This window comes from Nocardioides sp. (assembly GCF_036401255.1).
GTDB lineage: Bacteria > Actinomycetota > Actinomycetes > Propionibacteriales > Nocardioidaceae > Nocardioides.
Map to the genome: position 1 here is coordinate 1 of NZ_DASWVI010000311.1, position 12,046 is coordinate 12,046.

A 12,046-nucleotide genomic window follows, 5' to 3' on the forward strand; every position below is an offset into this window, starting at 1 on the left:
TGAGTCCCTCCTTCGTCTTCGGTGGTCGCTGGCACGTCCCCGGTCCGCCCGCCGCCGTCCACGACGTGCTCGTCGACCTCGAGCGCTATCCCGAGTGGTGGCCGCAGGTCGTCGCGGTCGCCTCGCTCGGGCCCGACGACGCCCGGGTGCTGTGCCGCTCGGCCCTGCCCTACACCCTCGACCTGGTCCAGCGTGCCGCCGACCGGTCACCGTCCCGGCTCCAGGTCGAGGTCTCCGGGGACCTCTCCGGCACCGTGGGGTTCACGCTCGCGCCCGCCGACGGCGGCACCCGTCTGGACCTCGACCAGCGCGTCCGTGTCAGCGGCCTGCTCGGGCTGGCGTCGTACGTCGCCCGCCCCGTGCTGCGTTGGAACCACCACCGGATGATGGCCGGCTGCATGGCCGGGCTCGCCGAGCGGGTCGTCGCGCTCCGGTGAGCCGGTCGCAGGCCGACGTGCACCTGACCACGCTCAGGTGTCGATCGAGCTGAGGTCGCCGTACCGGGCCCCGACGACCGCGCCGCGCGGCACCGCCTCGTCGAGGGCCGCGAGGTCGGCCCGGGTGAGGGTCACCGAGGCGGCCCCGACGTTCTCCTCGAGGTACTTCACGCGCTTCGTGCCGGGGATCGGGGCGACCCCGAGCCGGTCGTCGCCCTGGGCCAGCACCCAGGCGAGCGCCAGCTGGCCGGGCGTGCAGCCCTTCTCGTCGGCGATCGCGCGGACCCGGTCGACCAGCTGCAGGTTCGCGCGCAGCCCCTCGCCGTTCAGGCGGGGGAAGTACGCCGAGCGCCGCGAGTCGCCCTCCTCCAGGGAGGACTCGGAGGTGATCGCGCCGGTCAGGATGCCGCGTCCGAGCGGGGAGTAGGGGACCAGGCCGATGCCGAGCTCGCGCAGCGCCGGGAGGATCTCGTCCTCGAGGTCCCGCGTGAACAGGGAGTACTCCGACTGGAGCGCGGTGATCGGGTGGGTGGCGTGGGCGCGGCGGATCGTCGTGGCGGACGCCTCCGAGAGGCCGAGGCGCCGCACCTTGCCGGCCTCGACCAGCTCGGCCATCGCGCCGACGGTCTCCTCGATGGGCACGGTCTTGTCGACCCGGTGCTGGTAGTAGAGGTCGATGTGGTCGACCCCGAGCCGCTGGAGCGAGGCGTCGCAGGCGGAGCGGACGTACTCGGGGCGGCCGTTGATGCCGACCCGGGTCCCGTCGGGGAGCCGCTCGTTGCCGAACTTGGTGGCGAGCTGGACCTGGTCGCGGCGGTCGGCGATCGCTCGGCCGACCAGCTGCTCGTTGGTGAACGGGCCGTACATGTCCGCGGTGTCGAGGAACGTCACTCCGAGGTCGAGGGCGCGGTGAATCGTCGTCACCGCCTCGTCCTCGTCACTGCGGCCGTAGAACTCCGACATGCCCATGCAGCCGAGGCCGAGGGCGGAGACGGTGAGGGGGGCGACGGTGCCCAGGGTGCGCTGGGCCGAGGTCTGGGGGAGGGTCATGCCTCCACTCAAGCGCTTGGAGCGCGCTCCAGGTCAAGGCCCCGGTCGCGATCGGTGTCGATCTTCTCGGTGTAGATCCCGATCTTGCGATCGATCGCGCCGAGGTGCTCCTGGACCTCGGCGAGCTGGGCGAGCACGCGGGCCCGGTGACTGCGCAACAGGTCGAGCCGGGCGAGCTCGTTGCCGTCGCCCGCCCGGACGAGCTCGGCGTAGCGGCGTACCTCCCGGATCGGCATGCCGGTGCCGCGCAGGCAGGTGAGCAGCTGGATCCAGGTCAGGTCGGCCTCGGAGTAGCGGCGGTGCCCGGTCGCCGACCTGTCCACCGGCCGCAGCATCAGCCCGTCGCGCTCGTAGTAGCGCAGCGTGTCGGGCGTCAGGTCGGTGGCCGCGGCGGCCTCCGCGATCGAGTGGCTCACCGGCCCAGTCTCGTCCCTGGAGTGCACTCCAGGTCAAGCCGACCGCTCAAGACGTGCGGTCGAGCGCGGGGCGCTCGAACTGCGCGGTCGCGTAGGGGCCGCCGACGTGGGCGGCCTCGGCCTCGTCCTCGGGGCGGGCCTCGATGATGCCGGCGAAGTCCTCGGCGTCGTCGCGCGGCTCGTAGCCCAGGGCTCGGCCCGGTGCGAGGTCCCACCACGCACGCGTGTTGTGGGAGATGCCGTAGAGCACCGCGAACCCGGGCGCCGGAGCGGTCAGCGCGGCCGCGACCATCCGCACGCAGTCGTCGGGCGAGAGCCAGGTCGCCAGGTGGCGCACGGTCTCGGGGCGCTCGAGGAACGACCCGATCCGGCACGCCACGGCGTCGATGCCGTAGCGGTCGGCGTAGAGGCTCATCAAGGCCTCGGCCGCCACCTTCGCGACGCCGTAGAACGTGTCGGGCCGCAGCCGTGCGTCCGCGCCCACCGGGCCGGCCTCCGGCGGCCCGCCCCGCGGGGTGCGCCCGACGGCATGGTTGGAGGACGCGTAGACGAGACGGCGTACGTCGTGCTCCACCATCGCGTCCAGCAGGGCGCCCGTCGTCACCACGTGGGAGGTGAGGGAGTCGGGCAGGCTCGCCTCGCCGGGGTGTCCGGCGAGGTGGACGACCGCGTCCGGGCTCTCCTCCTCGAACACCGCGGCGACCGCGTCGGCGTCGGTCGCGTCGACGGTGTGCCAGGCGCTGTCCTCGCCGTCGGGCTGGGGGACCCGGTCGAGGCCGACGACGACGTGGCCGAGCTCCGCGAGACCGACGGTGACCACCCGCCCGATGCTGCCGGCGGCGCCGGTGACGAGAACCTTCACCCGGCGAAGGCTACGCGGACGCGCAGACCGCCCGCAGCACGAACGTCTCCACCGCCGCCACCGGCAGGCGCCGGGGGACGAGGCAGCCGTGGATCAACGCCAGCGTGGCGTCGGGGTCCTCGACGGTGAAGTCGCCGGACGACATCCCGTCGTGCACGATCTCGCGCAGCACGTCCTCGACCGCGGCCACGTGCTCGCGGATCCGGGGGCGGGACCGCGCCCCGACCGCGCCGTAGAGCTGGGGGCCCAGCCCCATGTGGAACCGCGGCCGCTCCTCGAGCTGGTGGCGCATGTAGAGGCGCAGCCGCTCGACCGGCCCGGAGGCGCGGGCGAGGACCTCGCGCAGGCCGTCGACGTACCGCGCGGTCTCGTGGGAGGCGAACGCCACCACCACCGACTCCTTGTCGGGGAAGTGGTGGTAGATCGACGTCCGGCTGATCTCGGCACGCTCCGCGATCGCTGCCATCGTGATCGCATCGAAGCTGCGCTCGGTCATCAGCTCGGCGAACGCGTCGACGACGCGGCGGTGCAGCTGTTCGCGATGTTGCTGGAGCGAGGGGCCGGTGATCCGGGGCACGAGGCTCAGGCTATCCCTCGGGCGCGGGCGCCATGCCGGCGGTCGGCGCGATCAGGTTCGCGACGTCGTCCGGCGGGTGTCCCTCAGATCCGCGGGACGATGCGGCCGAGCAGGTCGCCCATCCGGGACGCGGCCGCGCGGCCGGCCTCGAGGACCTCCTCGTGGTTGAGCGGCTGGTCGCTGATGCCGGCCGCCAGGTTGGTGACCAGGCTGATGCCGAGCACCTCCATGCCGGCCTCGCGGGCCGCGATCGCCTCCAGCGTCGTGCTCATGCCGACCAGGTGTCCACCGACGATGCCGGCCATCCGCACCTCGGCCGGGGTCTCGTAGTGCGGACCGGGGAACTGCACGTAGACGCCTTCGTCGAGGGTCGGGTCGACCTCGTGGCACAGGGCCCGCAGCCGTGGGCTGTACAGGTCGGTGAGGTCGACGAAGTGCGCACCCTCGATCGGGGAGCGGCCGGTCAGGTTGATGTGGTCGCTGATCAGCACCGGCGTGCCGGGCGACCAGCTCGGCTTGAGCCCGCCGCAGCCGTTGGTCAGCACGACCGCGCGACATCCGGCGGCGGCCGCCGTACGTACGCCGTGCACGACCGCGGCCACGCCGCGGCCCTCGTAGTAGTGGGTGCGGCTGAGGAACACCAGCAGCTGCTTGTCTCCCGAGCGCACCGAGCGGATCTTGCCCGAGTGGCCGGCCACGGCCGCGGCGGAGAAGCCGGGCAGGTCCGTGGTGGCGATCTCGGCGGTGGCCTCGCCGAGGGCGTCGACGGCCGGCAGCCAGCCCGACCCGAGCACCAAAGCGACGTCGTGCCGCTCCACCCCGGTCAGCTCCGCGAGCCGCGCGGCGGCCTCGTTCGCTCGGTCGTAGGGGCTGGGCTGGCTCTCGTGCTGCGTCACGCCTCGGACTCTAGTGCGGGGACGGCCGGGTGCACGATTCGAGCATGATCGACCATCTCAGCATCAACTGCGCCGACCTGGCGCGGTCGGCCGCCTTCTACGACGCCGTACTCGGCGTCCTCGGTCACACCCGCTTGTTGGACTTCGACGTGGCCGTCGGCTACGGCACCGGCCAGCCCCGGTTCTGGATCGGTGCGCAGCCGGCAGAGGGCCCGGCGTCGGGACCGAACCGGGAGGTCCACGTGGCGTTCAGCGCCACCTCGGCCGACCAGGTCCGGGCGTTCTTCGAGGCCGCCGTCGCCCAGGGTGCCGAGGTGCTCCACGAGCCCAGGCACTGGCCGGAGTACCACGACCACTACTTCGGTGCCTTCGTCCGCGACCCCGACGGCAACAACGTCGAGGCCGTCTGTCACACCGTGCCGCCGGCGTAGCGCCCGCCGACCTGCTGCGGAATCCCCGGTGGACCGGGGATTCTGCCGCTTGTCAGGAGTTGCAACGGCCGACAAGCGGAAGAACGGGCCGACCAGTCCTGTGGATGAGGGACTCTCCACAGGCGCGCGGACCACAGGGGTCGGCTCGGCGGTGGCGGGGAATCAGTCCGACATGATGAAACCACCGCCGAAGCAATGGTCCCCGGAAGACCCGCGCCGGACGCCGGTGACCCTCCGTGGCGCCTACGTCGCCGCCGGCTACACAGACCGGGCGCTCGCGAGAATGGTGAGGGACGGAACACTCGCCCGGGCGCGCCGAGGCGCGTACGTCGCGGGGTCGGTCTGGCGAGACTTGGACGAGGAAGGCCGCCACTCGGTGCGAGCGCGAGCGGTCCTCGCGCAGTCTCAAGCGCCCGGAGTGCTGTCACACGTCAGCGGTCTCCTCGAGTACGACACCCCTGTGTGGGGCTTGGACCTCGGCGACGTGCACGTGACCCGACGCGACGGCCGGATCGGCCGTCAGGAGTCAGGCATCCGGCAGCACCGGGGGTTGATCCGTCCTGGCGACGTCGTCATGCGCAACGGCGTTGCCGTCATGTGCCCGCCGCGTCTGGCGCTCGAGGCGACCACGATCACCGACACCGAGCGCGCCCTGGCTGTCGTTTGCGACCTGCTTCATCGGGGCCTGACGACAGTGGACGAGCTGACCACGCGCTACGCGCTGATGGAGCAGTGGCCGAACACGTTGGGCACCCAGGTCGTGCTGCGTCTGGCCGATCCTCGGATCGAGTCGGTCGGCGAGGCGCGGACCCTTCACCTCTGCTTCAGCCAGCAGCTCCCCAAGCCCACGCCCCAGGTCGAGATCCGTGACGCCAACGATGACGTCGTCGCTCGCGTCGACTTCGCCTGGCCCGAGCTCGGCGTCTTCCTTGAGTTCGACGGAAGAGTGAAGTACGAGAAGCTCCTCAAGGATGGTGAACGGGCGAGCGATGTCGTCATCCGAGAGAAGGCCCGCGAAGAGCTCATCTGTCGGCTCACAGGATGGCGCTGCATCCGCATCACCTGGGCGGATCTCGCGGACCCGGTCCGGACCGCCGCCTTGATCCGCCGAGTCCTCTATCCCGCCGCATCGGCTGCCTGAGCGGCTGACCTCCGGGTCCCCGAACAGCCAATCTGTCCTGCTTGTCGACCCTTTCTTGCGCTTGTCAGGAGTTGCAACGGTCGACAAGCGCAAGAATCCCCGGTGGACCGGGGATTCCGACCGCGCCTAGAGCCCGGTCGAGCGGCAGGGGCGGTTGCGGAGCGCGGCCACGTAGTCGGCCGGGGCGTCGGCGGCCTCGGCGGCGTCGGCGATCACCCCGAGGTAGGACGCGGACGGCAGCCCGCCCTCGTAGGCGTCCAGGACGTAGGTCCACGCGACCAGCTCGCCGGTCATCGTCGCCACGCGGACGCGGGTCTTGCGGTAGAGGCCCTGGTCGGCCGCCTCCCAGCCGTCGAGGGCCGACTCGTCCTCGCGGGTGACGTCGTACACCGCGACGAACACCTGGTCGATCGGGTCCTCCACGATCGTCGACAGTGCGCCGTCCCAGCCGTGCTCCTCGCCGCCGAACGTCAGCCGCCAGCCCTGGAGCCACCCGGTGGTCGAGAGGGGGGAGTGCGGGCAGCGCTCGCTCATCCGGGCGGGATCGAGGTTCGTCCCGTAGGCGGCGTAAAGCGTCACGCGCTGCAGAGTAGTGGAGCGCCGGCGCGGTGACCTCGATCACCTCAGTAGGCTGACGGCTGTGACCCACTTCAACGTCCTCGTCCTCGGTGCCGGCCCCGGTGGGTACGTCGCCGCGATCCGCGCCGCCCAGCTGGGCCAGTCCGTCGCCGTCATCGAGGAGAAGTACTGGGGCGGCGTGTGCCTCAACGTCGGGTGCATCCCGTCGAAGGCGCTGCTGCGCAACGCCGAGATCGCCCACATCATCACGAAGGAGAAGGACACCTTCGGGATCAGCGGCGAGGCGACCATGGACTTCGCCACGACCCACAAGCGCAGCCGCGGCGTGGCGGACGCGAGCGCCAAGGGCGTGCACTTCTTGATGAAGAAGAACAAGATCACCGAGCTCGACGGCTGGGGCACGATCAAGTCGCCGACCGAGGTCGAGGTCGACAAGAACGGCCAGAAGCAGACCTACACCTGCGACAACCTGATCATCGCGACCGGTGCCAAGGTCCGGATGCTGCCGGGCATGAGCGTCAGCCAGAACGTCGTGACCTACGAGGAGCAGATCCTCACCGACCAGCTGCCGAGGTCCATCATCATCGGCGGCTCCGGCGCGATCGGCGTCGAGTTCGCCTACGTGATGGCCAACTTCGGTGTGGACGTCACGATCGTGGAGTTCCTGGACCGGATGGTCCCGACCGAGGACGCCGACGTCTCCAAGGAGCTGCTCAAGCAGTACAAGAAGCTCGGCGTGAAGGTGCTGCTCTCCACCAAGGTCGACCAGGTCGAGGACACCGGCTCCGGCGTCCGGGTGACGGTCAGCCCCGCGGGCGGCGGCGACAGCCAGGTCCTCGAGGCCGACAAGATGCTGGCGGCGTTCGGCTTCGCGCCGCGCATCGAGGGCTACGGCCTCGAGAACGCCGGCGTCAAGGTCAGCGACCGCGGCGCGATCGAGGTCGACGCGCGCGGACGCACCAACGTCGCGAACGTCTACGCGATCGGCGACGTCACCGGCAAGCTGATGCTCGCCCACACCGCCGAGGCGATGGGCGTGGTCGCGGCCGAGACGATCGCGGGCGCGGAGACCCAGGAGATCAACTTCGACATGATCCCGCGCGCGACGTTCTGCCAGCCGCAGATCGCCTCGTTCGGCTACTCCGAGGCGCAGGCCAAGGAGAAGGGGTACGACGTGAAGGTCGCGTCGTTCCCGTTCAGCGCCAACGGCAAGGCGCGCGGCATGGCCGAGGGCGTCGGGTTCGTGAAGATCGTCGCCGACGCGACGTACAACGAGATCATCGGCGCCCACATGATCGGCCCCGAGGTCACCGAGCTGCTGCCCGCGCTCACGCTGGCCCAGCAGTGGGACCTGACCGCCGACGAGGTGGCCCGCAACATCTTCGCCCACCCGACGTTGTCGGAGGCGATGAAGGAGGCCGTCGAGGGCATCGCCGGCCACATGATCAACCTCTAAGGCCGGCCGGCACCGAGCTGGCGAGGTGGCGGCGTCGGCCGAAGAGGTCGAGTGCCGCCGCGGCTGAGGGACGAGGCCGCGATGCGGTGTACCGAGACCCGGTAGGACGAGAGGACTGCAGTGGCGGAGAGAGTCGTCATCATCGGCGGCGGCCCCGGCGGCTACGAGGCGGCCCACGTGGCCGCCCAGCTCGGCGCCGAGGTCACCATCGTCGACACCGACGGCGTCGGCGGCTCGGCGGTGCTGACCGACTGCGTGCCGAGCAAGACCCTGATCGCGACCGCCGAGGTGATGAGCGACCTCGCGGACGCGGCCGAGCTCGGCGTGAGCTTCCTCGACACCGAGGGCGACGCGGCCACCGCGATCCGGGTGGACCTCGCCAAGCTCAACGCCCGGGTCAAGCAGCTCGCGGCGGACCAGTCGGCCGACATCGGGCGGCGGCTGGCGCGCGACGGCGTCACGATCCTGCGCGGCCGGGGCAGCCTGGCCGGACCCGACCGGGTGCTCGCGCAGCTGGCCGACGGCACCGAGCAGGTGCTGCCGGCCGACGCGATCCTCCTGGCGACCGGTGCCGCGCCGCGCACGCTGCCGACCGCGCAGCCCGACGGGGAACGGATCCTCACCTGGGAGCAGGTCTACGACCTGACCGAGGTGCCGACCGACCTGATCGTGGTCGGCTCGGGCGTCACGGGCGCGGAGTTCGCCAGCGCCTACCTCAACCTCGGCATCCCCGTCACCCTGGTCTCCTCGCGCGACCACGTGCTGCCCGGGGAGGACGCCGACGCCGCGAAGGTGCTCGAGGACGTGCTGACCCGCCGCGGCATGAACGTCCTGGCGAGGTCGCGCATGGAGTCGGTGACCCGCGACGGCGACCGGGTCACGGTCAACCTCACCGACGGCCGGACCGTCGAGGGCTCGCACTGCATCCTCGCGCTCGGATCGGTGCCCAACACCGCCGACCTCGGTCTCGAGGAGGCCGGCGTCAACCTCAAGGACGGCGGCTTCGTCAACGTCGACCGGGTGTCGCGTACGTCGGCCCGCGGCATCTACGCCGCCGGCGACTGCACCGGCGTGCTGATGCTCGCGAGCGTCGCCGCGATGCAGGGACGCATCGCGATGTGGCACTTCCTCGGCGACGCGGTGCAGCCGCTGGACCTGCGGACGGTCTCCTCCAACGTGTTCACCGCCCCCGAGATCGCCACCGTCGGCTGGTCGCAGCGGGCGGTCGAGGCCGGCGAGATCCAGGCCGAGGTCGTGACGCTGCCGCTGTCGGGCAACCCGCGCGCGAAGATGCAGGGCGTCCGCGACGGCTTCGTCAAGCTGCTGTGCCGGCCCGGCACCCGCACGATCGTCGGGGGTGTGGTGGTCGCACCGCGGGCCAGCGAGCTGATCCACCCGGTCGCGATCGCGGTCGCCGAGTCGCTGACGGCCGACCAGCTTGCGCAGGCGTTTACCGTGTACCCGTCGATGAGCGGCTCGATCGCCGAGGCCGCTCGCCGCCTGCACCGCGTCTAGCCACTCACTGCCAGCACTCTCGGGGGAGACATGATCCGACGCCTCGCCGTCCTGCTGACCGCTGCCGCGGTCTTCGTCCCGGCCGCGCCCGCCCACGCCCAGGGCTCCCAGCGCGAGCCCGTCCGGCGCGAGCCGGCGAGCGTCACCATCTCGACGACGGGCAACGGCCACGGCAAGGGCCTCTCGCAGTACGGCGCCCGCAACCGGGCCAACGCCGGCCAGAGCGCCACGCAGATCCTCGAGCACTACTACCCGGGCACGGCGGCCGGGAGTGCCGGGGGCAGCATCCGGGTGCTGCTGACCGGTGCGCCGACCCGGGCGCTGGTGGTGCTCGCCCGCTCCGGGCTCAAGGCGCGCAGTCTGGGCTCCGGCCGGACGTGGACGCTCCCGGCCAAGCGCGACGGCAAGGTCGTGAAGAAGTGGCGGATCAAGCCGATGGGCGACCGCTCCCAGATCTCCTACCGGACGACGTCGTGGCATCAGTGGAAGGCTCCCCGGGGTGACGCCGCCTTCGTGAGCAACCAGCCGGCGATGCTCCAGGGTGCCTCCACCTACCGGGGCCTGCTGCGGCTCACCCCGGCCGGCGTCGTCAACGTGGTCGGCCTCGAGACCTACCTGCGCGGCGTCGTCGCGAGCGAGGTGCCGGCCTCCTGGCCGCACGCCGCGGTCGAGGCCCAGGCCGTCGCCGCGCGCACCTACGCCGTGTTCGAGCGCGAGCACGTCTCGTCCGGTCACGACTACGACCTGTGCGACACCGCCGCCTGCCAGGTCTACAAGGGCGCCGCGGGTGAGCACCCCGACTCCGACGCCGCCGTGCGCGCGACCGCCACCCAGATCCGCACCTTCGACGGCACACCGGCGTTCACCCAGTTCTCGGCCAGCAACGGCGGGTACTCCGCGGCCGGCGACTTCCCCTACCTCGTCGCGGAGTGGGACGAGTTCGACCACGGCATGCCCGACGACCCGCGGACCCGCACGTTCACCGGCGACGAGATCACCCGGCACTGGACCGGCCTGGGCGACCTGGTCTCGGTCGAGGTGACCGGACGCGACACCGACGGCGTCCACGACGGCCACGTCACCGAGGTGACGATCACCGGCACGCTGCGCACGCAGGTCACCACGGGCAGCGCGTTCGCGCGGTTCCTCGGGCTGCGCTCGACGATGTTGACCGCCGCCTGAACTACAGATCTGTAGTTCAGCCGATCTCGTTGCGGGCTGCTGGGACCCGTGATGCGATTGATGTTCCCATCCGTCACAACCGTCCCAGAGGTTCCTCCATGCGCGCCGTCTCGAGCCTGCTCGCGGCTGCGCTGACGGTCGGCGCCCTCGGCCTCGCCGCCCCGGCGAGCGCCGCCGACGACACCTGGAAGGTCCCCGCCCACGCCCGGATCACCATCAAGGGGCACGGCTACGGGCACGGCCACGGGATGTCGCAGTACGGCGCCGAGGGGGCCGCGCGCCAGGGGCTGACCCACCGGCAGATCGCCCGCTTCTACTACCCCGGCACCCGGTGGGGGACCAGCACCGGCCGGGTCACGGTGCTGCTGAGCGCCGACACCTCCGACGACCTGGTCGTCGCGGCGCGTCCCGGCCTGACCGTGCGCGACACCGCCCGCCGGGCCCGCACCCGGCTGCCGGACAACGGCGCGACGCACTGGCGGATCGCCGCCGGCGCGGACGGCGCCACCGTGGTCTCCTACCGCGACCGCCGGTGGCACCGCTGGGCGGAGCTCGACGGGCAGGGCGAGTTCGCCGCCGGCGGCGACCCCGTCACGCTCGTGACCCCCACCGGCGAGCGCTCCTACCGGGGCCGGCTCCGCGTCGCCGTGACGTCCTCCGGGGAGCGGGTGACGGTCAACGACGTCGGGCTGGAGAGCTATCTCAAGGGCGTGGTGCCGCTGGAGATCCCGGCGTCGTGGAGTCCCGAGGCGGTGCGCGCCCAGGCGGTTGCGGCCCGCACCTACGCGTCGTACGAGCGCAACCACCCGCAGTCCTCGGCCTACCAGCTGTGCGACACCTGGTCCTGCCAGGTCTACGGCGGCGCCGATGCGGAGTACGACGCCTCCGACGAGGCCGTCCGGGCGACCGCCCGGGTGATCCTCACCAGCGGCGGTGAGCCGGCGTTCACCCAGTTCGGGTCGAGCAGCGGCGGCTGGACCTCCGCCGGGTCCGCGCCGTACCTGCCGGCGCAGAAGGACCCCTACGACGGCTGGTCGGGCAACCCGGTGCACACCTGGTCGACCAGGGTCGACGACACCCGTCTCGAGCAGGCCTGGCCGGCGATCGGCAACCTCACGCGGATCGTGGTCGCCGCCCGCGAGGGCAACGGCGACTGGGGCGGCCGGGTCCGCACGATCGTGCTGCGCGGCACCACGGGCAAGGTCGTGGTCTCCGGCGACACCTTCCGGGCGGTGCTGGGGCTGCGCTCGACCTGGGTGACGTTCAGGGTCGCGCAGCGCTGAGTGCCGGCCGCAGCACCAGCCCGGCCACGAGCGCCCAGAACGCGGCGCCGACGCCGAGGACCGTGACGCCGGACGCGGCGATGAGGAAGCACACGACGACGGCCTCGCGGCCCTCCTCGTCGTCGAGCGCGCCGGTGAGCGCGGCGCCGAGTGTGCCGAGGAGGGCGAGCCCCGCCGCCGCCTCGATGACGTCGCCCGGCCCCGCGGCGACCAGCGCGGCC

General features: G+C 72.0%; 14 protein-coding genes. 7 read left to right on the forward strand and 7 right to left on the reverse strand.

Annotated elements, in window-relative coordinates; genetic code table 11:
• Positions 1–437, forward strand: a 437-nt coding sequence (locus VGD85_RS14580; protein ID WP_331064166.1) for an SRPBCC family protein, incomplete at its 5' end; no start/stop codon positions are given.
• Positions 438–470: 33 nt separating this feature from the next.
• Here VGD85_RS14580 and VGD85_RS14585 read toward each other — a convergent pair.
• The 5 genes from VGD85_RS14585 to VGD85_RS14605 form a co-directional block, all read right to left on the reverse strand.
• Positions 471–1,487 carry an aldo/keto reductase gene (locus tag VGD85_RS14585; protein ID WP_331064167.1) on the reverse strand — a complete coding sequence of 339 codons (1,017 nt, stop codon included), beginning with the start codon at positions 1,485–1,487 and terminating at the stop codon, positions 471–473.
• An 8-nt stretch (positions 1,488–1,495) separates the two neighbouring features.
• Positions 1,496–1,903 carry a MerR family transcriptional regulator gene (locus VGD85_RS14590; RefSeq protein WP_331064168.1) on the reverse strand — a complete coding sequence of 136 codons (408 nt, stop codon included), beginning with the start codon at positions 1,901–1,903 and terminating at the stop codon, positions 1,496–1,498.
• A 46-nt stretch (positions 1,904–1,949) separates the two neighbouring features.
• The gene (locus tag VGD85_RS14595; RefSeq protein WP_331064169.1) at positions 1,950–2,765 is read right to left on the reverse strand and encodes an NAD(P)-dependent oxidoreductase; all 816 of its coding nucleotides are present in this window, start codon (positions 2,763–2,765) and stop codon (positions 1,950–1,952) included.
• Positions 2,766–2,775: 10 nt separating this feature from the next.
• A complete protein-coding gene (locus tag VGD85_RS14600; RefSeq protein WP_331064170.1) occupies positions 2,776–3,342 on the reverse strand; it encodes a TetR/AcrR family transcriptional regulator in 567 nt (188 codons plus the stop codon).
• A gap of 83 nt (positions 3,343–3,425) precedes the next feature.
• Positions 3,426–4,238 carry a purine-nucleoside phosphorylase gene (locus VGD85_RS14605; protein WP_331064171.1) on the reverse strand — a complete coding sequence of 271 codons (813 nt, stop codon included), beginning with the start codon at positions 4,236–4,238 and terminating at the stop codon, positions 3,426–3,428.
• A gap of 44 nt (positions 4,239–4,282) precedes the next feature.
• On the opposite strand from VGD85_RS14605, the gene VGD85_RS14610 reads away from it, so the two are divergent.
• Both VGD85_RS14610 and VGD85_RS14615 read left to right on the forward strand, forming a co-directional pair.
• Positions 4,283–4,669, forward strand: a complete 387-nt coding sequence (locus tag VGD85_RS14610; protein WP_331064172.1) for a VOC family protein — start codon at positions 4,283–4,285, stop codon at positions 4,667–4,669.
• A 469-nt stretch (positions 4,670–5,138) separates the two neighbouring features.
• Positions 5,139–5,810 (forward strand): hypothetical protein, encoded by a 672-nt coding sequence (locus tag VGD85_RS14615; RefSeq protein WP_331064173.1) that lies wholly within the window; start codon positions 5,139–5,141, stop codon positions 5,808–5,810.
• A gap of 126 nt (positions 5,811–5,936) precedes the next feature.
• Here the strand turns inward: VGD85_RS14615 and VGD85_RS14620 are convergent, their stop codons facing one another.
• Complete coding sequence (locus VGD85_RS14620) at positions 5,937–6,389, reverse strand: gamma-glutamylcyclotransferase (protein ID WP_331064174.1); 453 nt, start codon at positions 6,387–6,389, stop codon at positions 5,937–5,939.
• Between the two features lie 61 nt (positions 6,390–6,450).
• On the opposite strand from VGD85_RS14620, the gene lpdA reads away from it, so the two are divergent.
• The 4 genes from lpdA (at position 6,451) to VGD85_RS14640 (ending at position 11,825) form a co-directional block, all read left to right on the forward strand.
• On the forward strand, positions 6,451–7,845 hold the full coding sequence (lpdA, locus tag VGD85_RS14625) for a dihydrolipoyl dehydrogenase (RefSeq protein ID WP_331064175.1): 1,395 nt from the start codon (positions 6,451–6,453) through the stop codon (positions 7,843–7,845).
• Between the two features lie 120 nt (positions 7,846–7,965).
• A complete protein-coding gene (locus VGD85_RS14630; protein WP_331064176.1) occupies positions 7,966–9,360 on the forward strand; it encodes an NAD(P)H-quinone dehydrogenase in 1,395 nt (464 codons plus the stop codon).
• A gap of 30 nt (positions 9,361–9,390) precedes the next feature.
• A complete protein-coding gene (locus VGD85_RS14635) occupies positions 9,391–10,542 on the forward strand; it encodes a SpoIID/LytB domain-containing protein (RefSeq protein WP_331064177.1) in 1,152 nt (383 codons plus the stop codon).
• A 98-nt stretch (positions 10,543–10,640) separates the two neighbouring features.
• The gene (locus VGD85_RS14640; protein WP_331064178.1) at positions 10,641–11,825 is read left to right on the forward strand and encodes a SpoIID/LytB domain-containing protein; all 1,185 of its coding nucleotides are present in this window, start codon (positions 10,641–10,643) and stop codon (positions 11,823–11,825) included.
• Here VGD85_RS14640 and VGD85_RS14645 read toward each other — a convergent pair.
• A partial coding sequence (locus VGD85_RS14645) for a benzoate/H(+) symporter BenE family transporter (RefSeq protein ID WP_331064179.1) occupies positions 11,806–12,046 on the reverse strand: 241 nt, incomplete at its 5' end. The genes VGD85_RS14640 and VGD85_RS14645 overlap by 20 nt on opposite strands.

Excerpts from the sequence above, each read along its gene's own strand:
- VGD85_RS14640 (WP_331064178.1), top strand. The coding sequence starts at position 10,641 with ATGCGCGCCGTCTCGAGCCTGCTCGCGGCTGCGCTGACGGTCGGCGCC.
- VGD85_RS14585 (WP_331064167.1), bottom strand. The coding sequence starts at position 1,487 with ATGACCCTCCCCCAGACCTCGGCCCAGCGCACCCTGGGCACCGTCGCC.
- VGD85_RS14635 (WP_331064177.1), top strand. The coding sequence starts at position 9,391 with ATGATCCGACGCCTCGCCGTCCTGCTGACCGCTGCCGCGGTCTTCGTC.
- VGD85_RS14610 (WP_331064172.1), top strand. The coding sequence starts at position 4,283 with ATGATCGACCATCTCAGCATCAACTGCGCCGACCTGGCGCGGTCGGCC.